This window comes from Streptomyces sp. NPDC045287 (assembly GCF_056432325.1).
Genome location: NZ_JBWKJG010000006.1, coordinates 222,211 through 246,607, shown reverse-complemented (window position 1 = coordinate 246,607; position 24,397 = coordinate 222,211). Strand labels below are relative to the sequence as shown.

The window sequence follows — 24,397 nt, the reverse complement described above, 5'->3', positions numbered from 1 at the left end:
GAAAAGTGATTGCTATGGATCGATTCGATACGAAATGTGATCGAGTCCGGTGGGAGGCGGTGGCGGTCTTGCTCCGCGGTGTGACGAGGCTTACGTTCTCCTCCTACGGATCGCTCTACGTGCGTAGAGGCTCTCTGGCGCCGTGCCGAAGGAGCAGCTCATGTCCCCCACCGTGCGCGCCGCGCTCGTCCAGGCGGCCTGGACCGGCGACACCGACTCGATGGTCGCCAAACACGAGGAGTACGCCCGCGAGGCCGCCGCCCGGGGCGCGCGGATCATCGGCTTCCAGGAGGTGTTCAACGCCCCGTACTTCTGCCAGGTACAGGACACCGAGCACTACCGCTGGGCCGAACCCGTCCCCGACGGCCCGACCGTGAGCCGCATGCGGGACCTGGCCCGCGAGACCGGCATGGTCGTCGTCGCCCCGGTCTTCGAGGCCGAGGGGCCCGGCTTCTACTACAACACGGCCGCCGTCGTCGACGCCGACGGCACCTACCTCGGCAAGTACCGCAAGCACCACATCCCCCAGCTGAAGGGCTTCTGGGAGAAGTTCTACTTCACCCCCGGCAACCTCGGCTGGCCCGTCTTCGACACCGCCGTCGGCCGCGTCGGCGTGTACATCTGCTACGACCGCCACTTCCCGGAGGGCTGGCGCCAACTCGGGCTCAACGGAGCCCAACTGGTCTACAACCCGTCCGCCACCCACCGCAGTCTCTCCGCCCACCTCTGGAAGCTGGAGCAGCCCGCCGCCGCCGTCGCCAACGCGTACTACGTCGCCGCCATCAACCGCGTCGGCCAGGAGGAGTACGGCGACAACGACTTCTACGGCACCAGCTACTTCGTCGACCCGCGCGGCCGCATCGTCGGGGACACCGCCTCCGACCAGGACGAGGAACTCCTCGTGCGGGACCTCGACTTCGGCCTCATCGAGGACGTACGGCAGCAGTGGGCCTTCTACCGGGACCGGCGCCCCGACGCGTACGAAGGGCTGGTACGACCGTGAACGACCGCACCCTCCACATCCACCGGCACCTCCACGACCGCCACAGGGCCGTCATGCCCGACTGGCTGACCCTCTACTACGACAGCCCCGTCGAGATCACCCACGGCGAGGGCCGCCACGTCTGGGACGCCGAGGGCAACCGCTACCTCGACTTCTTCGGCGGCATCCTCACCACCATGACCGCCCACGCCCTCCCCGAGGTCACCAAGGCCGTCACGGAGCAGGCCGGGCGGATCCTCCACACCTCGACGCTCTACCTCAACCGCCCCATGGTGGAGCTCGCCGAACGGGTCGCCGCCCTCTCCGGCATCCCCGAGGCCCGCGTCTTCTTCACCACCTCCGGCACCGAGGCCAACGACACCGCCCTCCTCCTCGCCACCGCGTACCGCCGCACCCACCAGATCCTGGCGATGCGCAACAGCTACCACGGCCGGTCCTTCTCCGCCGTCTCCGTCACCGGCAACCACGCCTGGGCCACCACCGGCCACTCCGGGCTGCGCACGCTGTACGTCCACGGCGCCGTCCGCGGCCGGGGCCCCTTCGCGCACCTCTCCGACCCGGACTTCACCGCCGCCTGCGTCGCCGACCTGGAAGACCTCATCGGCCAGACCGGCGACATCGCCGCGCTGATCGCCGAGCCGATCCAGGGCGTCGGCGGCTTCACCCTCCCGCCCGACGGGCTGTACGCGGCGTTCCGCGAGGTCCTGAACCGGCACGGCATCCTGTGGATCAGCGACGAGGTGCAGACCGGCTGGGGACGCACCGGCGAGCACTTCTGGGGCTGGCAGGCGCACGCCGCGAGCGGCCCGCCGGACATCCTCACCTTCGCCAAGGGCATCGGCAACGGCATGTCCATCGGCGGCGTCGTCGCCCGCGCCGAGGTGATGAACTGCCTCACCGCCCACTCCATCTCCACCTTCGGTGGCTCCCCGGTCACCATGGCCGCCGGCCTCGCCAACCTCTCGTACCTCCTCGAACACGACCTCCAGGGCAACGCCCGGCGCGTCGGCGGCCTCCTCCTCGAACGGCTCCGCGCCATCGGCGCCGGCATCGACCGCGTACGGGAGGTGCGCGGACGCGGCCTGATGATCGGCATCGAACTGGCCGACCCCGCCACCGGCGCCGCCGACCCCCAGGCGACCGCGGCCGTCCTCGAAGCGGCCCGGGAGCACGGACTGCTGATCGGCAAGGGCGGCGGCCACGACACGAGCGTCCTGCGCGTCGCCCCGCCGCTCTCCCTCACCGTCGCCGAGGCCGAGGAAGGCGCCGCCCTCCTCCAGCAGGCCCTGCGCACCCTCCGGTAAGCCCACAGCAAGGGGCCGACACGCCATGACCACCCGCACCCTCGTCCGGGGCGGCCTCGTCGTCACCGCCGCCGAGGAGACCCACGCCGACGTCCTCGTCGAGGGCGGCCGGATCGCCGCGCTCGCCGCCCACGGCAGCGGGGCCGCCGCGGCGTGGACCGCCGACCGCACCATCGACGCCACCGGGAAGTACGTCATCCCGGGCGGCGTCGACGCCCACACCCACATGGAGTTCCCCTTCGGCGGCACGTTCGCGTCCGACGACTTCGAGACCGGGACGCGCGCCGCCGCCTGGGGCGGCACCACCACCATCGTCGACTTCGCCGTCCAGGGCGTCGGCCACACCCTGCGCGAAGGACTCGACGCCTGGCACGCCAAGGCCGACGGCAGGTGCGCCGTCGACTACGCCTTCCACATGATCCTCTCCGACGTCGACGACTCCTCGCTCAAGGAGATGGACCTGCTGGTGGAGGAGGGCGTCACCTCCTTCAAACTCTTCATGGCCTACCCCGGCCTCCTCTACAGCGACGACGGCCGCGTCCTGCGGGCCATGCAGCGCTCCGCCCTCAACGGCGGGCTGATCATGATGCACGCGGAGAACGGCATCGCCATCGACGTCCTCGTCGAGCAGGCCCTCGCCCGCGGCGACGCCGACCCCCGCCACCACGGCGAGGTCCGCCACGTCCTGCTGGAGGCGGAGGCCACGCACCGCGCCATCCAGCTCGCGCGGGTCGCGGGCGCGCCCCTCTACGTCGTGCACGTCTCCGCCGAGGAGGCCGTCGCCGAGCTCGCCGCCGCCCGCGACAAGGGGTTGCCGGTCTTCGGCGAGACCTGCCCGCAGTACCTCTTCCTGACCGTCGACAACCTCGCGGAACCGGACTTCGAAGGCGCCAAGTACGTGTGCAGCACGCCCCTGCGGCCGAAGGAGCACCAGGCGGCGCTGTGGCGGGGGCTGCGGACGAACGACCTCCAAGTCGTCTCCACCGACCACTGCCCGTTCTGCTTCCGGGGCCAGAAGGAGCTGGGCCGGGGGGACTTCTCGAAGATCCCCAACGGGCTGCCGGGGGTGGAGCACCGCATGGACCTGCTCCACCAGGCCGTGGTCGACGGGCACATCTCGCGGCGCCGCTGGATCGAGATCGCCTGCGCCACCCCGGCCCGCATGTTCGGCCTCTACCCGAAGAAGGGCACCATCGCGCCCGGCGCCGACGCGGACATCGTCGTCTACGACCCGCACGCCACGCAGGTCCTGTCGGCCCGGACGCACCACATGAACGTCGACTACTCGGCGTACGAGGGGAGGACCGTCACCGGCCGGGTCGAGACGGTCCTGTCGCGCGGTGAACCCGTCATCGACCGCCGCACGTACACGGGCCGCGCCGGACACGGCGTGTACACGCCGCGCTCCACCTGCCAGTACCTCGGCTGAGGAGGCCGCCGCCATGGACTTCGGACTCGTCCTGCAGACCGACCCGCCCGCCTCCCGGGTCGTGGGCCTGATACGGCGCGCGGAACGCAACGGCTTCCGCTACGGCTGGACCTTCGACTCGGCCGTGCTGTGGCAGGAGCCGTTCGTCATCCACAGCCGGATCCTGGAGCACACGAGCAGGCTCACGGTCGGCCCCATGGTGACCAACCCGGGGACCCGCACCTGGGAGGTCACCGCCTCCACCTTCGCCACGCTCAACGACATGTACGGCAACCGGACCGTGTGCGGCATCGGCCGCGGCGACTCCGCCATGCGCGTCGCCGGCCGCGAGCCCGACACCCTGGCACGGCTCGGCGAGGCCATCGACGTCATCCGCGACCTCGCCGAGGGCCGGGAGGCGGTCGTCGGCGGGCAGCCGCTGCGGCTGCCCTGGGTCCGTGACGGACGGCTCCCGGTGTGGATGGCGGCGTACGGGCCGAAGGCGCTGGCCCTGGCAGGGCGGAAGGCCGACGGGTTCATCCTCCAACTGGCCGACCCGTATCTGACCGGGTGGATGGTCAGGGCGGTGCGGAGCGCGGCGGTGGACGCCGGACGCGACCCCTCCGGCCTGGCGGTCTGCGTGGCCGCGCCCGCCTACGTCACCGCCGACGACTCGCCGGAGGCCCTCGCACACGCCCGGGAGCAGTGCCGCTGGTTCGGCGGCATGGTCGGCAACCACGTGGCCGACCTGGTCGCCCGGTACGGCGAGCACTCCGGCCTGGTGCCCGAGGCCCTCACCGCGTACGTCAAGGAGCGCCGGGGCTACGACTACCGCCACCACGGCCGCGCGGGGAACCCGTCGACGGACTTCGTCCCCGACGAGATCGTCGACCGGTTCTGCCTGATCGGACCGGCGTCGGCCCACGTGGAGAAGTTGCGCGCGCTGGGGGAGCTGGGCGTGGACCAGTTCGCGCTGTACGCGATGCACGACGCGAAGGAGGCGGTGATCGACGCGTACGGCGGGGAGGTCATCCCCGCGGTGAACGCGTAACCGCGGGCACCCCGTCCCGCCCCGCCCCGCCCCGAAGCGCCGCGGACCGCGGGAGGGCGCGCCCGGCGGGCGACCGGCGCCGACCGCCCGCCACCGGCCCGACCACCCGCCACCGGCTCGGGACCGGCCCGTCAGGCACCGGCCCGCCCGCCATCGGCTTGGAACCGGCCCGTCAGACGCCGGCTCGGGACCGGCCCGTCAGGCACCGGCCCGCCCGCCACCGGCTCGGAACCGCCCGCCCGCCACCGGCCCGTCAGGCGCCGGGCCGGGCGGCCCACGCCCCGGCGAACAACTCGTGCGGCGGCACCAGCGGCAGCAGCCGGACACCCGCCGACGACACCTCCTTGCGCGAGACCGACGCCCGGTGCGCCGCCAGCTTCGCCGTCTCCAGCGGCAGCTCGGGCGCCTTCACCTCCGTCCACGGACCCGGGACGAACGCCGTGCGCCCCGCCCGGGCCCGCCGGCCCGTCTCGACGGCGCCCACGGCCACCAGCTCCGCCTGGGCGGCCCGGTGCCGGGCCGCCGACCAGCCGTTCCAGCGGCGGACGTTCCGGTCCGTGGGCCGGGCCAGCGCCAGCAACTGGAGGTACAGCGCCGCCGCGTCCGCGCCGACCCCGAGCGCACCGGCCGCCTCCGCGACCAGGCCGGGGACGCTCAGCGCCGGGTTCGGCTCGTACCCGCCCGGCCGCACCGGGGTCGCCGCCGCGCGCTCCACCATGCGGACCACCCCGCCGGCGCGTATCTCCACGAGGCGTTCGATCTTCTCCAGCAGCCACCGCCGGCCCAACCCGCCGCAGAGCCGGACCGCCCGCTCCAGCCGCTCCGGATCGCCCAGCGCGGCCGTCCGCAGGAACACGTCACCGCTGGGCACGGCGACGACGAACGCCCCGTCGTCGTACACACCGGTCACCGGCACCGCCCCCTCGACCGGCGGCTGCGGGCAGGGCAGCACCGAACCCGCGTACGGCGGGACGGCCGGGTCGGCGGCCAGCGCCTCCGCCAGCCTCCGCTCCCCGTACAGCGGGACGAGCGTCCGCGGGTCGTCCATGAACCCCCGCAGCCACGCGTGGAGCGCCACGGCGGAGGCCACGGCCGGATCGCCGACGGGCCGCTCGGTGAGCGCCCACACGACGAGGGAGACGAGCCGCTCGTCCAGGACGCGCGGCCCCACGTACGCGCCGGCCGTGCCGTCCGCGGCCGCCTCGTGCACGGTGAGGCCGCCCGTGCGGTTCCCCACCAGCACGAACCCGGTCCCGTCGCGGCCCGGCACCCCCGCGGGCGGCTCCCCGGTCACCAGGCTCCGCGCCCAGTCCGGGCCGAGCCCCAGGTCCGCCTCCACCGCACCGGCCAGTTCCTCGTCGACGTACACCGCCGAACCGACGAGCTCCGTCCACACCCGCGCCATCCGCTCGGCGGCCGCGGTCATCCCGCCGTCCGCCCACAGCTCCGCCGGGTCCTCCGGCACGCCCGCGGCGAGGACCGCCGCACGCTTCCGCGCGTCCAGCCCGTTCCACAGCGTCACGTACGCCTCGGCGACCGCCTTCGGCACGGCGTACGGCTTCGACCGCAACATCTTCCGGTCGTCGTCGTACCGCTCGCGGCGCGGCAGGCCGCCCAGCACCAGCGCCGCGAAGGGGCGCCGCACGCCCGTCCGCCGCGCGAAGACGTCCAGTGCCTCCGGCGCCAGCGGCAGCGGTCCGTGCCGCTCCACCAGTTCCAGCAGCCGCGGCAGGCGCGCCGCGTCGTCCCGGTCGACGGCGACCGCCACCACGTCGTCGGCCCCCTCGGGCACGGGGTCGGCGGCCCGCTGCAGGAACCGCGCCGTGCCGCCCCGTTCCGCGCCGGTGACCAGCACGCCCCCGGCGGACCGGCAGGCGTCCAGGCTCCCGTACGGCGCCCTGCCCGTACGCCACCGGCCGCCGCGCTCGGCGAACGGCTGCCCGCTCCACGTGCGCAGCAGCGCCGCCAGGGCCGCCCGCTCCCCGCCGTCCGTCGTCTCCACCGCCGCCCGCCAGGCCACCGCGTCGATCCGGCCCACCAGCGCCGCCCACTCCCCGGGCGGTGCCGGCGGCGCCAGGGAGCGGGTCTCCTCGTCGATCTCCCCGCGCAGACGGCGGCCGTCCGCCGCGACCGCCGTGAGCGTCGCCGGGAGCGGCCGGGCCGTGTGCGCCTCGTACGGCCGCAGCGCGGGCAGCAGCCCGTGCAGCGCGGGCAGCAGCACCGTGTCCGGCACCTCGTCCGGCAGCGCCACCACCGGTCCCGACCGCATCGCGGCCACGCGCCGCGACAGCTCCTCGCGCCGCCGCAGCACGTCCGCGGCGAGCAACGACGCCCGCACCACGCCGGCCGCCACGCGCGGCTCGGTCACCTCGGGCAGGACGCGCGCCAGTTCGGCCCGCACCGCCGCCCCGCCGCCCTCGCCGCGGGCCGCGTCGAGGAGCGCGCGCACGGCGCCGTCGTCCACCGCGCGCAGCGCCTTGGAGGACGCCTCGTCCCGCGGGGTGAGGAAGTGCCAGTACGCGGGCGGGGGCACCGGCCCGACGGCGTGCCCGGACGGTCTGCGCCACCTGTGCCGCTCGCCGCCCGGGAACCCGTGCGCCTCCCACAGCAGGGAGCCGTCCTCCACGGCGTGCACCCGCACGTCGTCCGGTTCGACCAGCACCGCGTCCTCGCCGCCGGCCGGCATCCGGACGATCCCCCACGGGCGCCGCCCCGGCTTCACACTGCGGAACCGGCCCCGGCGGCCGTCGATCCCCTCCAGCAGGAAGTCCGTCGGCGACGGCCCCGCGTACGGCGTCCGGTACAGCACCCGGCAGCCGACCAGCCGCCCGTCCTGCCCCAGCGGTGACGGCGGCGCGCCCGGGGGCAGGGCCGCCAGCGTGAGCGAGTCGGCGAACACGGCCCGTCCCGGCGGCACCTCGCCGTCCCGGTGGAACGCGGGCGGCGTGCGGTCCCCCAGCAGCGCGCCCGTGACCGGGTCGACGCGCTCCCAGTCGCCCTCGAAGACCCGGGCGCTCCACAGCCGCGTCCCGTCGCTCATCTGGAGCTCGCGGTGGTCGACGCCGTCCCGGTCGCCGGGCCGCAGCACGCGGCTCCCGTCGTGTCGACCGCCGCCGTCCGCCGAGGCGAACTGGTAGCCGAACGCGCCGTCGACGAGCCCGTCGAACGGCCGCAGGCCGATGCGGTGCTCCGGCTCGAACACTTCGTCCGGTCGGTCGGACCAGAAGGCGTGCGTCCCGTACGAGCCCCCCTCCTCCGTCGTCCAGCTCACCAGGAACCGGCCGCCCGCGAAGTGCGCCACGTGCATCGTCGCGTCCTCGGGGACGGCGAACGCGCACGAGGCGCGGCGCCCCGCGTGGTCGACGGCGACGGCCCGGTCCCGCCCGTAGACGGTCAGCACGGGCCACGTGCAGGTCACGCCGCGCACCCCGCCGGGCCCGAACCCGTCGACGACGGCCTCCAGGGCGGGCCAGCCCAGCTCCTCGGGCAGCCCGGCCCGCAGGGCGCGCGCCAGGGGGCCGGACAGGTCGAGCGCGGCCAGCGCCTCCTCGACGCCGTCCAGCGCCGTCGCCGTGGGCCGGTCCAGGAGCTTCGCCAACTCGTCCACCGCCTCGTCGGCCGCCGCGACCCCGCCGCCGCGCACCTCCCCCAGCAGGGCCTCGACGCGGGCGCGCACCTCCGCCGCGATGCCCGCGTTCTCCGGCATCCGCGTGATCGCCGTGCCGCCGCCGCGCAGCCCGGCGTGGACCGTGCCCTCCAGGCGCCGCCCGAACACCGGGTCGGCGGCGAGGGCCTTCAGGTCGCGCCGCGACCGCGCGCCCCAGAACTCCAGCCGCACCGCGTCCCCCGGATCCTCCACGGCGACCCCCTCGGCCAGGCAGGCGTCGAGCAGGTCCGCGTCGAGCCCCGGGTAGCGGTAGCGGTCCTCGTGCAGCCGCACCGGCACCCCCGCCGCGCGCAGCCGCGGCGCGAACCGGGCCACCAGGTCGAACAGCTCCTTCGGCATCCGCTGCCGGAACACGCCCCCGCCGCGCCGCCCGTGGGAGTACGCGCGCGTGTACCGGCCCAGCCACCCGGCGACCCCGCCCTCGGGCGTCACCCTCCCCGCCGCCACCGCGTCGGCCGCCCCGGACCGCAGCAGCAGCCGCAGCCAGGCCGCCGCGTCGCCCCGGGAGTCCGGGAACACGTCCACCAGCGCGGCGTACACCCCGTCGTCCTGCGGATGCTCCTCCAGGAGCGCGGCGACCGCGTCCAGCAGCGCGTCCGGCAGCGCCCTGCCGCGCGCCCCGCCCACCGCGCGCGCGAGGACCCGGGCGTCCTCCGCCGTGCCCAGCCCGGCGGCACGGGCCGACGCCCGGACGCGGCGGGCCAGGTCGGCGGGCAGCTCACCCGGCGACGCGGCCCACGCCGCCAGGACGCGCAGGAACTCCTCGTGCGCCTCCCCGGCGTCGAACACCGACGCCAGCCAGCGCTGATGGTCGCTCAGCTCCTTCGCGGGCAGCGCCCCCGCCCCGGCGAGCAGCCGCACGTTCGCCGCGTGCCACGCCGTGTCCACCGGCAGCGTGTGCTCCCGTACCGCCTTCCGGGCCAGGGCGAACGCCCGGCCCGCGTACCGGTCGCTCCAGCCGCACAGCCGGTGCGCCACCGTGTCCCAGAACCACGGCCGGTGGGCCGGCGGCAGTTCCCGCGCCCTCCGCTCCAGGCCCTCCACGTACCGGCCCGGCTTCTCCCGTGCCCGGTGCACCCCCCGCCCCACCTCGTCGAGCAGCGCGAGCGCGGCGGGCTCGGCCCCCGGGTCGTGGGCGCGCACCCAGTCGACGTAGACCTGCGACCTGTGGAGCTCCGAAGGGAGCGGGACGTGGACGTTCATGCCGCCGATCCTGACAGGCCCCACCGACAACGCCCCCGCCCGGGGCGGGAGTCGGGCGCCGCGCGGCCGCCGGCGGTGAATCCCCGGGGAACGGCGGGTGGCGGCGCGGGCCGCCCGCGCCACCGGGCGTCACCGTCCGTGAACCCCGCACGTCAGTGGGGCGTGGTGTGATGGACACATGATCGATGACCTTCTGGACGACACCGGTTTCCTCTCCGCCGTCGAGGACGCGGTCCGCGGGGCCGCCGCCGACGAGGTCATGCCTCGCTGGCGACGGCTGGCCGCGCACGAGGTCGACGAGAAGTCCGGCCCGCACGACCTGGTCACCGTCGCCGACCGCGCGGCCGAGGAGCGTCTGACGAAGTCCCTGAGCGGACTGCTGCCCGGCTCCGCCGTGGTGGGGGAGGAGGGAGTCCACGCCGACCCGGGCGCGTACGACGCGGTGCGCGGCGACGCGCCCGTGTGGATCGTCGACCCGGTCGACGGCACGCGCCAGTTCGTCCGCGGCGAACCCGGGTTCTGCACGCTCGTCGCCCTCGCCCGGCACGGCAGGCTCCTGGCGTCCTGGACGCACGCGCCCGCCCTGGGCGAGACGGCCGTCGCCGTACGGGGCGGGGGCGCCCGGCTGAACGGCGAGGAGCTGCGGGCCGGTACGCCCGGTCCGGGAGCGGTGCTCCGGGTCGCCACGGCGCACCCCGACCACACCACGCCCGCGCAGAAGCGCGCCCTCCGGGGGCTCGCCGTCGAGGGCGTCGACCCCCGGCCGTGCGGCTCGGCGGGACTGGCGTACCTGGCGGTGGCGCGCGGCGACTGCGACGCGGTCGCCTTCACGTGGGAGTACGCCTGGGACCACGCGGCGGGCCTCCTCCTCGTCACGGAGGCGGGCGGCGCGCACCGCACGATCGACGGCGTCCCGTTCCGCGTCACCGGCGGCAACGCCCTGCCGTTCACGGCGGCACGGGACGCGGCGACGGCCGCGCGGGTCGCCTCCCTCCTCCGCCCCCAGTGACGCACCACCGCCCGTCGACGGCCGCCGACCGCCGCTGTCCGCCCCCGTCGACGGTCGCCGGCCGCCGCTGCCCGCCCCGTGAGGGCCGCTGTCCGCCCGGCGACGGCCGCCCGCCGCCGGGCGGCCGGACGCGGCGTCCTATCCTGGGCTGTCCTGGCCGTCGGCTGACGAAGGAGTCCGAAGGTGCCGTCGATGCTCGATGCCGTCGTCGTGGGGGCGGGCCCCAACGGGCTGACCGCCGCCGTCGAGCTGGCCCGCCGCGGCTTCTCCACGGCCGTGTTCGAAGCGAAGGGGACGGTCGGCGGCGGAGCCCGCACCAAGGAGCTGACCCTCCCCGGCTTCCGTCACGACCCGTGCTCGGCCGTGCACCCGCTGGGCGTCGGCTCGCCCGCCTTCCGCGCCATGCCGCTCGACCGCTACGGCCTCGAATGGCTCCACGCCCCGCTCCCCATGGCGCACCCCTTCGACGACGGCACGGCCGCCGTGCTGTCCCGGTCCGTGTCCGAGACGGCCGCTTCGTTCGGGCCGCGCGACGCCGGCGCGTACCGCCGCCTCGTCGCCCCGTACACCGGCAAGTGGGACACGCTCGCCCGCGACTTCATGTCGCTGCCGCTGACCGCGCTGCCCCGCGACCCCGTCACGCTCGCCCGCTTCGGCGTCGACGGCCTGCCCCCGTCCACCTGGCTGATGCGCCGCTTCCGCGACGACCGCGCCCGCGCCCTGTTCGCCGGGCTCGTCGCCCACGTCATCGCCCCGCTCGGCGGTTTCGCGACCGGCGCCATCGGCCTCGTCTTCGCGCTCGCCGCGCACGCCCGCGGCTGGCCCCTGCCGCGCGGCGGCTCCCAGTCCATCTCGGACGCCCTCGCCGCGTACCTGAGGGACCTCGGCGGCGCCGTCCACACGGACTACGAGGTGAAGCGGCTCGACGACCTGCCGCCCGCCCGCGCGTACGTCTTCGACACCTCGCCCACGGCCCTCGCCCGGATCGCCGGCCTCGGCGGCCTCTACGACGGCTACCGGTACGGCGCCTCCGTCTTCAAGATCGACTATGCGCTGGACGGCCCCGTCCCCTGGACCGCCGAGGAGCCCCGCCGCGCCGGTACCGTCCAGGTCGGCCCCTCCAGCCGCGACATCGGCACGGCCCTGCGCCAGGCGTCCGGCGGCACGGCGCCCGACACGCCGTTCCTGATCACCGCCCAGCCCAGCGTCGTCGACCCGGGCCGCGCCCCGGCCGGCAAGCACGTCTTCTGGGCGTACGGCCACGTCCCCAACGGTTGGGAGGGCGACCTCACCGAGGCGATCGAGCGGCAGATCGAACGCTTCGCGCCGGGCTTCCGCGACCTCGTCCTCGCCCGCGCCACCGCCGGCCCGCCCGAGATGGCCGCCCACAACGCCAACTACGTCGGCGGCGACATCGCCTGCGGCGCCGCCCGCGGCCTCCAGCTCCTCCTCCGGCCCCGCCTCACCCTCCGCCCCTACCACACCCCGCACCCCGCGGTCTTCCTCTGCTCCTCCGCCACCCCGCCCGGACCCGGCGTCCACGGCATGTCCGGGCACAACGCCGCGAAGGCGGTCTGGCGGCACCTGCGCCGGCAGCCGCGCTGAGGACACGCCGGGCGGGACCGGGCAGGACCGGGCAGGATCGCCCCATGACGAAACTGACCCTGACCCGCGGGGACATCACCCGCCAGCACGTCGACGCGGTCGTCAACGCCGCCAACTCCTCCCTCCTGGGCGGCGGGGGCGTCGACGGCGCCATCCACCGCGCCGGCGGCCCGGAGATCCTCGCCGAGTGCCGCGCGCTGCGCGCCTCCCACTACGGCGGCGGCCTCCCCACCGGCCGGGCCGTCGCCACCACCGCCGGCCGCCTCCCCGCCCGCTGGGTCATCCACACGGTGGGCCCCGTGTACCGGGAGGGCGGCGGCGAACCGGAACTGCTGGCGTCCTGCTACCGCGAGTCCCTGCGCGTCGCCGACGAACTCGGCGCGCGCACCGTCGCGTTCCCCGCCATCTCGACCGGCGCGTACGGCTGGCCGGTGGACGACGCCGCCCGGATCGCGGTGGAGGCGGTACGGGACGCGCGGACCGCGGTCGAGGAGGTCGTCTTCGTCCTGTTCGACGAGCGGGCGTACGAGGCGTTCGCCGAGCACGTCCGCACGCCGCGGCACGGCGGTGGGCACCACCGCCCCGGCGGCTCGCCGGACGCGAGCGGTCCCGGCGGACGGGCGTCCACCGGGGCCGCGGAGTGAGGGTCAGGCCGGGCAGCCGGGGTCCGCGAGGACGTAGTGGCCGGGCGCGGTCTGCTTGAGGGTGCGGACGGTGAACGTGTTCCACAGCCCCATGGCCTGCTGCGAGCCGTTGGCATAGGTGTGACCGCCGCTCTGGTACGCCCGACCGGCCGTCGTGTGGGCGTAGTTGCTCGCCGTGTGGCACGTGGGCGTGAAGCCGGTCGTGGTCGCGGTCACCGCCGCGGAGACCGCGCCCGCCGTGCCGGCCGCGTCCACCGCCGCCACCGTGTAGCCGTACGTCGTGCCGGTGGTCAGACCGGTGTCGGTGTAGGCGGTCGCCGTGGTGGTGCCCACCCTCGTGCCGCCGCGGTGGACGGCGTACGAGGACGCGCCGTCGACCGCCCGCCAGCTCAGGGCGACGCTGGTGTCGGTGGTCGCGGTGACGGCCAGGCCGGTGGGTGCGGGCAGGGACCCGGGGTTCTGGCCGCCGCCCCCGTCGCCTTCGCCGTCGAGGCCCCAGAAGCGGGCGGTGTGGTAGCTGGAGCAGATGCTGTCGAGGTAGTAGGTGCCGGCGGTGCCGCACTGCCCGTCGCCGCTGCCCGGGTCCACCGCGAGGCCGTGCGCCATGCCGGAGACGGAGTACACCTCGACGGCGGGCCGGCCGGAGGCGTCGTCGTAGACGCTGAGCGTGGTGCCCCCGGTGAGGGTCTCGGTGCGGCTGGGGGTCTGGCCGACGCCCCACACGTTCGTCCACTGGTCGCGCAGCTCCGCGGCGTTGGCGGGCTTGACGGTCGTGTCGGCGGTTCCCTGCCAGATCGCGACGCGGGGCCAGGAGGCCGTGCCGGACGGGGCGGCCGCGCGCACCAGGTCGCCCCATTGGGCCGGGGTCCTGTCCGGCGGGGCGTACATGCAGGTGTACGCCGCGGAGACGCTGCGCGCGCAGGAGGCGGGAAGCCCGGAGTGGACGGAGCCGCCCGCGAAGACGTCGGGGTAGGCGGCGAGCATGTTCGCGGTCATGCCGCCCCCGGCGGACAGGCCGGTGATGTACACCCGCCGGCTGTCGCTGCCGTACCGGGCGACGGCCTCGTCGACCATCTGCTTGATCGACAGGGCCTCGCCCCGACCGCGCCCGCTGTCACCGGGCTCGAACCAGTTGAAGCAGGAGTTGGCGTTGTTGGCGCTGCTCGTCTGCGGGAGGACCAGCGCGAAGCCGTAGCGGTCGGCGAACTTCGACCAGCCGGAGTGCGCGTGGTAGTCGTGCGCGCTCTGGGTGCAGCCGTGCAGCGCGACCACCAGGGGGGCGCCGTCCGGCAGCGTGTCGGGCGCGTAGGCGTACATGGACAGATTGCCGGGATTGCTGCCGAAGGACGTGATCTGGGTGAGTCCCGCGGCGGTCGCCTGCGGGGCCGCGACGACCGGGCCGGCGGTCAGGGCCAGGGCGCCCACGACGGCGGTGGCCCAGCGGCGGATGCCTCTGACGAGGCGGCGGCTCCCGGGGGAACGGGACGGAGGGTGCGACGGTCCCATGACGACTGCCTCCTGGAGTGGTGGGAACGGCCGTGCGCCGACGCCGGACACGGACCGGTGTGGGGTGAGGTGCATCATCACGGCGCCCTCGGAGCGGTTGACATGTGCTGGACAACCAGGCTTGCCGGTTGCCCTGTGTGACAGGTGCCCATGGCCCACGGCGTGGCAGGTGTCCATGGCCCACGGCAGGACCGGCCGGCTGGGGACGGGACCCGGGAGACAAGGGCCTTCCCCGCCCCTACTCACGGAGTGGCGGGGCCCACCATGACCAGGCCGTGGACAATGGTCCGCAGACCTATGTATCGGGCCGAAACCCCGTCATAGCCTCCGCGCGTCCGATCCGCGACCCCGGAGGCACCCGCATGCGTCTCTCCTTCCGCCCCACGCCACGCCCGCGACGACGGGCGGGCACGGCGGCCCTCGCCGTGGCCGCCCTCACGCTCGCGCCGGTGCCCGCCGCGGCCTCCCCGGCGCCCCCGGGCGGCCACTGCGCCCGCCTGGGGCAGTTGCACGTACCGGGCGCCGAGCACCAGCGGGCAGCCTGCCTGGACGAACTCACCACGGCGGGCACGACCGGCTCGGGACACACCGACCCGGCCGACTGGGCGGGACTGACGCCCGCGGACCTGGCCGTCCCCACGGGGGTGCCCGGCATCCAGATCGACGGCTACTTCCCCGACACCTCCGCCACCAACACCAACCACGGCTGGAAGCACGACGCCCAGTTCGTCATCCGCCTGCCCGACCGGTGGAACGGCGGCCTCGTGACTGCCGGCACCCCCGGCAACCGCGAGCAGTACGCCAACGACCGGGCCATCGCCGACTGGGTGCTCTCCCGCGGGTACGCCTACGCCGCCACCGACAAGGGCAACACCGGCCCCGCCTTCCACAGGGACGGCAGGGCACCGGGCGACGCCATCGCCGAGTGGAACGACCGGGTCACCCAACTCACCCGCGCCGCCCGCGCCGTGGTCGCCCAGCGCTACCACCGCCCGCCCGCCCGCACCCTGGTGACCGGCATCTCCAACGGCGGATACCTGGTGCGCTGGCAACTGGAGAACCACCCCGAGCTCTACGACGGGGGAGTGGACTGGGAGGGCACCCTGTGGCGTTCCGACGGCCCCACCCTGCTGGACTTCCTGCCCCGGGCCCTGCGGAACTACCCCGTCCACGCCGCCGGCGGCGAAGGCGCCGAGCGGGCGCGGCGGGCCCTGCACGCCGCGGGGTTCCCGGCCGGGTCGGAGTTCCTCTGGCCGTACCACCACAAGGTCTACTGGGACCTGACCCAGCGCATCCACCGCGAGGAGGTCGACCCGGACTTCGACGGGCCCGTCGAGGCGGGCACGCCGTACTGCGCGCCGGGCACCCCCGCCTGCGACGCCGACTACGACTACGCGGCCCGTCCCGACGGGGTCAGGCGGGCCGTGGCGAAGATCGCGCTGACCGGGCGGATCGGCAAGCCCCTGTTCACGCTGCACGGCACCCTGGACGTGCTGCTGCCGATCGGCGAGGACTCCGACGTCTACGCGCGCATGGTGCGCGAGGCCGGCCGCGGGCACCTGCACCGGTACTACCGCATCGAAGGCGGCACGCACGCCGACTCCCTGGTCGACGCGTTCCCGGGCCGGCTGCGTCCGCTCACGCCGTGCCACCGCACCGCGTTCGCGGCGCTCGAACGCTGGCTCGCGTCCGGGCACCGGCCGCCGGCCTCCGGCACCGTCGCCCTGCCCGCCGGGACGGACCCCGTCACCCTCGTGAACACCTGCTCCCTCAGGTAGACCCGCCCGTTCTATGGTGTGCAGCACCACCTACCGGCAGTGGTTTATGGCTGTCGCTTACATGGGAGGAGTCCCGGGAGCTCCCTACTGTCTCCGGCCATGACGAAGACATCTCCCACGCCGGTTCCCCTGCCGCCGCCCGCCGCCGCGATCGACCTCGGCGGGCGCACGGCGCTGGTGACGGGGGGCGGCAGCGGCATCGGCCGGGCCTGCGCGCTGGCGCTGGCGCAGGCGGGGGCCGATGTGCACGTGGTCGACCGCGACGGCGCCGCCGCGGAGGCCGTCGCGGAGACCACCGGCGGCACGGCGCACGTGGTCGACCTCGCGGACGCCGAAGCGGTCGGGCTCCTCCCCTCCGAGGCGGACATCCTGGTCAACAACGCCGGCCTCCAGCACGTCGCCCCGCTGACGGAGTTCCCCGTGGACCGCTTCGAGCTGATCCAGAAGGTGATGGTCACCGCTCCGTTCCTGCTCATGCGCCAGGTGCTCCCGCACATGTACGAGCGGGGCTGGGGACGTGTCGTGAACGTCTCCAGCGTCCACGGCCTGCGGGCCAGCGCCTACAAGTCCGCCTACGTCGCCGCCAAGCACGCCCTGGAAGGACTGAGCAAGGTCGCCGCGATCGAGGGCGCCCCGCACGGGGTGACCAGCAACTGCGTCAACCCCGGATACGTCCGGACCCCGCTCGTCGAAGGCCAGGTGCGCGACCAGGCCGCCGCCCACGGCATCAGCGAGGACGAGGTCCTCTCCGGCGTCATGCTCGCCCGCTCGCCCGTCAAGCGGCTCCTGGAGGCCGAAGAGGTCGCCGCCGCCGTCCTGTGGCTGTGCGGCCCCCACTCCGGCTACCTCACCGGAGCCTCCCTGCCGCTCGACGGCGGCTGGACCGCGGGCTGAACCACCGCCCGGCAACACCCCCGTACCGCCCCGTTCCCGTCCGTTCGTGAAACCGGTGAATCCATGCCTGACACCACCACGCCGAGAGGCGGCATCCGCCGCATCGTCGCCGCGAGCCTGATCGGCACCACCATCGAGTGGTACGACTTCTTCCTCTACGGCTCGGCCGCGGCACTCGTCTTCAACACGCTGTTCTTCCCCACCGCCGATCCGCTGGTGGGCACGCTCATCGCCTTCATCACCTACGCCATCGGGTTCGCGGCCCGGCCGTTGGGCGGCGTCGTCTTCGGCCACTTCGGCGACAAGATCGGACGCAAGAAGCTCCTGGTCGTCAGCCTCCTGATGATGGGCGGCGCGACCTTCGCCATGGGCCTGCTGCCCACGTACGAATCCATCGGGGTCGGCGCACCGATCCTGCTGACCGTGCTGCGCCTGGTCCAGGGCTTCGCGCTCGGCGGCGAATGGGGCGGGGCGGTCCTGATCGTCTCCGAGCACGGCGGGGACAAGAACCGCGGCTTCTGGGCGTCCTGGCCGCAGGCGGGCGCTCCCGGCGGCAACCTGCTCGCCACCGGCGTGCTGGCCCTACTGGCGGCCTTCCAGTCGGACGCGGCCTTCCAGTCCTGGGGCTGGCGCGTCCCGTTCCTGCTGTCCGGGCTCCTGGTGGTGATCGGCCTGTGGATCCGCGTCTCGGTGTCCGAGTCCCCGGTGTTCCTGGAGGCGCAGGCCAGGGCCGAGGCCGCCGCGGCGGGGGGCGCGAAGGAGAAGGCCCCGGTCGTCGAGGTGTTCCGGCGCAGCTGGCGGGAGGTCCTGGCCGCGATCGGCACCCGGTTCGGCGAGAACATCTCGTACTACATCCTCACCTCCTTCCTCCTGGTGTACGTCACCGCGCACCTCCACCTGCCGAAGAGCACCGCGCTGAACGCCGTGCTGATCGGTTCGGCCGTGCACTTCGTCACGATCCCCGCCTGGGGGGCGCTGTCCGACCGCGTCGGGCGGCGGCCGGTGACCCTGATCGGCTCCGTGGGCATGGCCGTCTGGGCGTTCGTCTTCTTCGGCCTGGTCGACTCCACGTCGTTCCCCGTGATCACCCTGGCCGTCACCGTCGGCCTGCTGCTGCACGGCGCGATGTACGGGCCGCAGGCCGCCTTCATCTCCGAGATGTTCGACACCGAAGTCCGCTACTCCGGCGCCTCCATGGGCTCGCAGCTCGCCTCCATCGTCGCGGGAGCCCTCGCACCCATCATCGCCGTCGAACTCCTCAACGCGTACGACTCCTCCACCCCGATCGCCCTCTACCTCTGCGCCGCGGCCGTGGTCACCACCATCACCGTGGCCGTCACCCGCGAGACCCGGGGCCGCGATCTCGCCCGCTCGCGGGAGGGCGAGGCGCCGGCCACCGCGCCCGGGGCCACCGTCGGCGACCCCGCCTGACACCGCCGTGCACGCGCGCCGCCCGGCCCGCCGCGGCCACGGCCGAGCGGCAGGCCGGGACCGCCGTACCGCCCCCACGACCCCCGCCCGAGAGGAGGCTCCATGACCACCGACCGCAGAGCACGCGCCCGGACGACCACGGCCGCCGAAGCGGCCGCGCGGCGCCTGGTGGACCTCCTCGCCGCCGACGCCTCCGCCGAGGAGATCGCCCTGCAGCCGGCCCGCTCGCGCGCCGAGGGAGCCGACGCCGCGGAGGCGGCGCGGATCGAGGAGACCACCGACGCCGCCCTCGCCGTGCGACGGGTGCTCGACCAGTACCGCCGCCGGGAAGCGGAACTGGTCGCGCTGTTCGACACCGCGGGCGACCTGGCCGGCCTGCGGGACCTCGACGCCGTACTGCGTGCCATCGTCCGCCGGGCGAGGACCCTGCTGGGCGCCGACGTCGCCTACCTCACCCTCAACGACCCGGTCGCGCAGGACACGTTCATGCGCGTCACCGACGGATCCGTCTCCGCGGCCTTCCAGCAGCTCCGTCTCGGCATGGGGGAGGGCCTGGGCGGCCTGGTCGCGCAGACCGCCCGCCCCTACGCCAGCACGGACTACCGCACCGACCGGCGCTACCGGCACACCGGGACGATCGACGACGGCGTGGCCGAGGAGGGGCTGCGCGGAATCCTCGGCGTTCCCCTGCGGCTGGGCGAGGAGGTCATCGGCGTGCTGTTCGCGGCGGACCGCACCCCGCGCGAGTTCACCCCCGACGCCATCGCCCTCCTCGCCTCGCTCGCCGACCACGCCGCCGTCGCCATCGACAGCGCCCGCCTGCTGGAGGAGACGCGCAACACCCTCACCCGGCTCGAAGCCGCCAACGCGACGGCCCGCGCCCACAGCGAGGCGCTCCACACGGCTTCCGACGCCCACGACCGCCTGACCAAGCTGGTGCTGCGCGGCGCGGGCATCGACGACGTGGCGGCCGAGATCGCGACGCTGCTGGACGGCGGAGTGGCCGTCCACGACACCGACGGCAGCGAGCTGGCCCGGGCGGGCACCGGACCGGTCACGCCCCTGGCCGACAGCCTCGAAGCCTCGCACGCCGAGGGCCGCGCGGTGCGCGCGGACGGTGTGTGGACCTGCGCCGTCCTGGCGGGCGCCGAGCCGCTGGGCAGCATCGTGCTGACGGGGCGAGGGGACCTCTCCGAGGCCGACCGCCGCCTCTTCGAGCGCGCGGCGCTGGTCACCGCCATGCTGCTGCTGATGCGCCGGTCCGTCGCCGAGACCGAGGACCGGGTGCGCGGCGAACTCCTCGACGACCTCCTCGCGGGCCCCGCCTCGTCGGCCCACTGGGACGGGGGGAGCCTCAACCTGCGGGCCAAACGCCTCGGAGTCGACCTCGCCCGGCCCCACGCCGTCGCCGTCCTGGACTGCGCGCCGGCGTCGCGCCCCCGGCTCTCCGCGGAGACCGCCCGCACGGCCCGCAGGCTCGGCGGCCTGGCGGGCACCCGGCACGGCCACGTCGTCCTCCTGGCGCGGTGCGACCGGCCGGGGGCGCTCGCCCGCGGCCTCGCCACGGACCTCTCCCGGGTCCTGGGCTCGCCCGTCACCGTGGGCGCCGCCGGCCCGGGGAACGGGCCGGAGGACCACGCCGCCCTCCACACCGAGGCGCTGCGGTGCCTCAGGGCGCTCCACGCCCTCGGCCGCACCGGCGAGGGGGCCGACGTCGCCGACCTGGGCTTCATCGGCGTCCTGCTGGGCGACAGGGCCGACATCGGCGCCTACGTCGAGCGCGTCCTCGGACCGGTCATGGCCTACGACGCCGAGCGCGGCACCGAACTGATGCGGACCCTCCACGCCTACTACGACCAGGGCGCCAGCCTCTCCAGGGCCAAGGACGCCCTCCACGTCCACGTGAACACGGTCGTGCAGCGCCTCGACCGCGTCGCGCACCTGCTCGGCCCCGACTGGAACACCCCCGCCAGGGCCCTGGAGACCCACGTGGCGCTCCGCCTCCACCGGCTCACCGGCGGCGCCGACGAAGACGCCCCCTGACACCGGCCCGGGCCGCCTCGGGCCGGAGCCGGAGCCGCTGCCGGCGGGGACGCCGAAGGAGTCCGGCGCGGCCATCCGGTGCGGGGCCCGGCCGCTCCGCCCCGGCCCGCCGGGGGCGGAGCGGCACGTCCGCCGAGCCGCCACGCCGCCGCCGGCAGCTCACCCGACGCCGGACAGGTCGATGCGGAACATGCCGCGGCCGTGCGTCACGCACACCAGCGTCGCGCCCATCCAGAACAGGTCGTCGACCGAGCAGTTCGTCGGGCCCTCGTTCGTCGGCGACCACGACAGCCCCGCGTCCTCGCTGGCGAACAGCCCGACCTCCGTCCCGCAGTACAGGTACGCGGTGCGCCGCGGGTGCACGGCCAGGGCCCGCACGGGCGCGGCGGGCAGCGCGGAGCCGAGGTTCACCCACTCGGCGCCGCCGTCGCCGGTCACCCAGAGGTTGCCGCGGACGTACCCGCCGAACGCGGCGTACGCGGTGCCGGGGTCGTCCGGGTGGGCCGTCAGGCACGTGCAGTACCGCGCCGGTTCGAGCGGGCGGGGCCCGGTCACCCCGACGCGGTCCCAGGACGGTACGGCGCCGGTGCCGTCACCCGTGCGGAACACCCGGCCGTCCGCGTGGCCCACCCAGATCACGTCCGGGTGGCCGGGCGCCACCGCGATCGCGCTGACCGGGCTCCCCACCGGCGGCTTGACCGACCGCCAAGCGGGTCCGGACGACAGCGTGTTGGGCCTCTTGGCGTCGTCCGTGCGCCAGAGGGACATGCCGCCGGCGAGGATCCGCCGCGGGTCGTTCGGGTCGAGCACGAACGGGGCGATGAACAGCGCGCTGCCGGTCATGGCGTCCGGGATGCGGTACGGGACCGGCTTCCACTGCCACGCGTTGGCCACCGGGTCCAGCACCTGGCCGTTGATGTACCGCTCGTACCAGGGCTCGCCCGCCGACGTCCCGTCCGTCGTCGCGCCGTCCGTGCAGCGGTGGATGCCGAGCCGCACGTACTCGCCGTAGAACACGTCCGGGTCGGTCGGGTCGGCGGCGCACCAGCCGCCGTCGCCGCCGAAGACCTTCCGCCACGTCTCGCTGCCGGCGGCCGGGTCGACGGCGAGGGTGCCGTTGTCCTGCGCGCCGCCGACGATCGTGCCGGTGGTGGCGTTCCCCGCGCCCCCGTAGAACTGCGTGGCGCCGTAGTTGTTGACCAGCTCGGTCCAGCCGGCCCGGTACGGCGGCCGGGGCTCGGTGCCCACGGCCGCCAGGTCCGCCGCCTCGAACACGCCGCCGTCGTTGCCGAAGAACACCGTCCGGTTGCCCCTCCCGTCGTAGCCGGGGTGCGCGACGATCGCGTGGTGGTCGGCGTGCGCCGACCGGTCGTCCCACCAGGTGCTGATCTCCCTGAGCCGGTCGCCGCCGTCGGTGCTGCGCCACAGGTTGATGCCGCCGACGACCAGCAGGTCCTCGTCGGTCGGGTCACCGGCCCAGACGGCGTTGTCGTACCAGCCCTGCGTGCCGAGGTACGGCGCCTTCCGGCCGTCCGGGGCGAGCGTCCGCCGCCGCCGGTAGGAGGCGCCGCCGTCGAGCGACCGCCAGATCTCGCCGTCCACGGCCTGCACCGACGCGTACACGACGTCCGCCGTGCGGGCCGCGTAGGCCAGCTCGACGCGCCCCGCCCAGGGGCCGCGCGCGGCGGGCCGCCAGGTCAGGCCGCCGTCCCGGGTGTACCAGGCCTCGCCGTCCCGCATCGCCCCCGCGACGGCGCGGCGGTCGTCGCCCGGGTCGTACTTGACGTCCGCGACCGGCACTCCGAGCACCCGCCGCCAGGTGGCCCGCGCCGGGTCGTCGCAGCGGTACAGGCCGCTGTCGGTCGCCGCGAGGAGGACCTCGCCGGTCGACGACACCGCGATCCGGCTCACGTAGTGGAACTCCGGCGTCTGCGTCGCCGGCAGCGGCGCCCACGTCACGGTGTCGGCGGTGGTGAAGACGCCGCTGCCGCGCAGCGCGTCGCCGTTGGAGAACCCCTCGCCCGTGCCGACGTACAGCCGGGCCGGGTCGGCCGGGTCCATGGCGATGCACGCGCAGGCGAGGTTGCCGAGGAAGTCGTCGACGGGCGCCCACCGCCCGCCGCCGTCCGCGGTGTGCCACACCCCGCCGCCGGCGCTCGCCGCCCACATCCTGCGCGGCTCGTCCGGGTCGACCACGAGTCCGCGGGTGCGGCCGCCGATGTTGCCGGGGCCGAGCCACTCCCAGGCGGTCATCGCCATCCCGGCGGTCGGTGCCGGCCCCGACCGGGCGCCGGTGCCGCCCTGGAGGGTCGGGACGCCGGCCGTCGTCGGGGCGGGCGGGCTGGACCGGACCGCCGTCCACAGTTGCCCGAGGGCCGTCTCCAGCGCCCCCTCGGGCACGCGGCCGTCGTCGTCCCGCTCCTGCTTGAGGCGGAAGAGGCCGCGTTCGGTGGGCAGGTCGGGGTGGTCGAGGTGGACCAGCGCCCGCCGTACGGCGCCCTCGGGCATCTGCGCGAGCGTCTCGTTGGTGGTGCCGCGGACCTCCCGCAGCAGCGCCACCTGCTCGACGCTGACGTGCTTGGCCCGGGCCAGTTCTTCGTCCGAGGTGGTCATGGCGATCCGCTCTCCTCACGGGCCGGAGGGTCGACTGCGGGCCGCGGGACGCGGCCGGGTTCCCGGGGTCACGGGCGGGGCCGCGGCGGCACGCCGCGCGGGCCCTCGTCCAGCACCACCTCCCAGACGGGCGCGTCCGCCCCCGGATCCACCGCCCGCAGCACCAGCGCGTCGGCCGCCGTCCCCCGGCGCACGGCCAGCTCGATCCGCCGCGCGCCGACCCGCCCCGCCTCCAGGACGTCGGGGTCGAGCGGCCCGGCACGGTCCGGCGCCTCCGGCCCGGTCTCCGGTTCGGCCCCCGGCGGCGGCCCGGGCGGCTCGGGCAGCACCTGCGGCGACGGGCCGGCCAGGCGTACGCGCACCGCTCCGTGCGCCTCCCGGACGGTGTCCACCGGGGCGCCCCGGCCGGGCGGCGCGCCCCCCTCGTACAGGGCGCGCGCCGCCCAGCGCAGGACGACGTTCCCGCCGCCGGGCGTCTCGGCGGCCAGGGTGAAGGCGGGCGTGTCGTCGAGCGAGGGGCGCGCCCAGGACGGCAGGTCCAGGGGCGGCGAGGTCCACCGTTCGGCGCCCTCCTCGGCGTCGAGGACCACCACCGCGACCGGGCCCGCGGCACCCGCCCGGCCCTGCCCGTCCGGTGCCGGCGGCCCGCCGAGGCGTACGGCGACGACCGCCCCGCCCGTCACGGCGCACGGCCGCAGCCACCGGCCGCGGCGCCACAGCACCGCGCCGGTCTCCGTGTCGAGCGCGATCAGCGTGCCGTACCGGTCGTGGACGACCGCCCGCCGGCCGTCCGCGCCGACCACGCCGCGCGGAACGCACGCCGCCATCGCCGGCCCGCTCTACCCGCCCTGCTGCGGGCGGACCTTCCACCGTCGCTCGCGCACCCGCCGCACCCCCTCGGCGGCCGCGTCCAGGACGAACCAGGTCGCCAGGAACGCCACCGCTTCCAGGGCGAAGCTGCCGAACCGGTAGAACAGGCTCGCCAGCACGAAGGAGACCGCGAAGACCGGGAACTGGCGGACCGCCAGGTCGGTCGAGCTGAGGTTGCGGATCAACTGGAACATCGTCGCCCCCGGGGAGGAGGGGAGGCGCCGGTACGCCGTCCCCGGCGCCCCACCCGACCATCGTCCTCCCGCACCGCGCGCCCCGCACCCCCGGGGCCCACGGGCTCACCGGCCCACCGACCCGCGGGCCCACCGGTCCACGGCTCCACCGGCCCGCGGGCTCACCGGCCTACC

Annotated in this window: 15 protein-coding genes and 1 pseudogene; 11 read left to right on the top strand and 5 right to left on the bottom strand. The window is 75.5% G+C overall.

Annotation, left to right across the window (positions count from 1 at the left end; all coding sequences use genetic code 11):
• Window positions 1–160 precede the first annotated feature (160 nt).
• From AC07D6_RS13105 to AC07D6_RS13090, 4 genes are read left to right on the top strand one after another with little or no spacing between them, the layout of a single operon-like run.
• Window positions 161–1,003 carry a nitrilase-related carbon-nitrogen hydrolase gene (locus AC07D6_RS13105; RefSeq protein WP_315877817.1) on the top strand — a complete coding sequence of 281 codons (843 nt, stop codon included), beginning with the start codon at window positions 161–163 and terminating at the stop codon, window positions 1,001–1,003.
• A 53-nt stretch (window positions 1,004–1,056) separates the two neighbouring features.
• Window positions 1,057–2,307 carry an aspartate aminotransferase family protein gene (locus AC07D6_RS13100; protein WP_479044034.1) on the top strand — a complete coding sequence of 417 codons (1,251 nt, stop codon included), beginning with the start codon at window positions 1,057–1,059 and terminating at the stop codon, window positions 2,305–2,307.
• 25 nt (window positions 2,308–2,332) lie between these two features.
• Window positions 2,333–3,736: a dihydropyrimidinase gene (gene hydA, locus AC07D6_RS13095; protein WP_479043912.1), complete on the top strand. Its 1,404-nt coding sequence runs from the start codon at window positions 2,333–2,335 to the stop codon at window positions 3,734–3,736.
• A gap of 13 nt (window positions 3,737–3,749) precedes the next feature.
• Window positions 3,750–4,766 (top strand): TIGR03842 family LLM class F420-dependent oxidoreductase, encoded by a 1,017-nt coding sequence (locus AC07D6_RS13090; protein ID WP_479043909.1) that lies wholly within the window; start codon window positions 3,750–3,752, stop codon window positions 4,764–4,766.
• 253 nt (window positions 4,767–5,019) lie between these two features.
• Here AC07D6_RS13090 and AC07D6_RS13085 read toward each other — a convergent pair whose 3' ends face one another.
• Window positions 5,020–9,636, bottom strand: a complete 4,617-nt coding sequence (locus AC07D6_RS13085) for a hypothetical protein (RefSeq protein ID WP_479043906.1) — start codon at window positions 9,634–9,636, stop codon at window positions 5,020–5,022.
• A gap of 178 nt (window positions 9,637–9,814) precedes the next feature.
• Here AC07D6_RS13085 and AC07D6_RS13080 point away from each other — a divergent pair, with 178 nt between their 5' ends.
• The 3 genes and pseudogenes from AC07D6_RS13080 to AC07D6_RS13070 all read left to right on the top strand — a co-directional run.
• Complete coding sequence (locus AC07D6_RS13080) at window positions 9,815–10,645, top strand: inositol monophosphatase family protein (protein ID WP_315877813.1); 831 nt, start codon at window positions 9,815–9,817, stop codon at window positions 10,643–10,645.
• Window positions 10,646–10,828: 183 nt separating this feature from the next.
• Window positions 10,829–12,250, top strand: coding sequence for a phytoene desaturase family protein (locus tag AC07D6_RS13075; RefSeq protein ID WP_315877812.1), 1,422 nt, complete (start codon window positions 10,829–10,831; stop codon window positions 12,248–12,250).
• Window positions 12,251–12,294: 44 nt separating this feature from the next.
• A pseudogene (locus AC07D6_RS13070) lies at window positions 12,295–12,798 on the top strand (O-acetyl-ADP-ribose deacetylase); the annotation flags it as partial.
• Window positions 12,799–12,897: 99 nt separating this feature from the next.
• Here the strand turns inward: AC07D6_RS13070 and AC07D6_RS13065 are convergent.
• Window positions 12,898–14,400 (bottom strand): extracellular catalytic domain type 1 short-chain-length polyhydroxyalkanoate depolymerase, encoded by a 1,503-nt coding sequence (locus AC07D6_RS13065; protein WP_479043903.1) that lies wholly within the window; start codon window positions 14,398–14,400, stop codon window positions 12,898–12,900.
• 362 nt (window positions 14,401–14,762) lie between these two features.
• Between AC07D6_RS13065 and AC07D6_RS13060 the strand changes: the two genes are divergently transcribed.
• The 4 genes from AC07D6_RS13060 (at window position 14,763) to AC07D6_RS13045 (ending at window position 20,546) form a co-directional block, all read left to right on the top strand.
• On the top strand, window positions 14,763–16,178 hold the full coding sequence (locus AC07D6_RS13060; protein ID WP_479043901.1) for a tannase/feruloyl esterase family alpha/beta hydrolase: 1,416 nt from the start codon (window positions 14,763–14,765) through the stop codon (window positions 16,176–16,178).
• A gap of 99 nt (window positions 16,179–16,277) precedes the next feature.
• The gene (locus AC07D6_RS13055; protein ID WP_479043898.1) at window positions 16,278–17,072 is read left to right on the top strand and encodes a 3-hydroxybutyrate dehydrogenase; all 795 of its coding nucleotides are present in this window, start codon (window positions 16,278–16,280) and stop codon (window positions 17,070–17,072) included.
• A gap of 63 nt (window positions 17,073–17,135) precedes the next feature.
• Window positions 17,136–18,503 (top strand): MFS transporter, encoded by a 1,368-nt coding sequence (locus tag AC07D6_RS13050; protein WP_479043895.1) that lies wholly within the window; start codon window positions 17,136–17,138, stop codon window positions 18,501–18,503.
• 102 nt (window positions 18,504–18,605) lie between these two features.
• The gene (locus tag AC07D6_RS13045) at window positions 18,606–20,546 is read left to right on the top strand and encodes a helix-turn-helix domain-containing protein (protein ID WP_479043893.1); all 1,941 of its coding nucleotides are present in this window, start codon (window positions 18,606–18,608) and stop codon (window positions 20,544–20,546) included.
• A 159-nt stretch (window positions 20,547–20,705) separates the two neighbouring features.
• Here AC07D6_RS13045 and AC07D6_RS13040 read toward each other — a convergent pair whose 3' ends face one another.
• The 3 genes from AC07D6_RS13040 to AC07D6_RS13030 all read right to left on the bottom strand — a co-directional run bounded on the left by AC07D6_RS13040 (window position 20,706) and on the right by AC07D6_RS13030 (window position 24,223).
• Window positions 20,706–23,159 carry a WD40/YVTN/BNR-like repeat-containing protein gene (locus tag AC07D6_RS13040; RefSeq protein ID WP_479043890.1) on the bottom strand — a complete coding sequence of 818 codons (2,454 nt, stop codon included), beginning with the start codon at window positions 23,157–23,159 and terminating at the stop codon, window positions 20,706–20,708.
• A 68-nt stretch (window positions 23,160–23,227) separates the two neighbouring features.
• A complete protein-coding gene (locus AC07D6_RS13035; protein ID WP_479043887.1) occupies window positions 23,228–23,986 on the bottom strand; it encodes an outer membrane protein assembly factor BamB family protein in 759 nt (252 codons plus the stop codon).
• A 12-nt stretch (window positions 23,987–23,998) separates the two neighbouring features.
• Window positions 23,999–24,223, bottom strand: a complete 225-nt coding sequence (locus tag AC07D6_RS13030; protein WP_315877804.1) for a hypothetical protein — start codon at window positions 24,221–24,223, stop codon at window positions 23,999–24,001.
• Window positions 24,224–24,397: the final 174 nt, after the last annotated feature.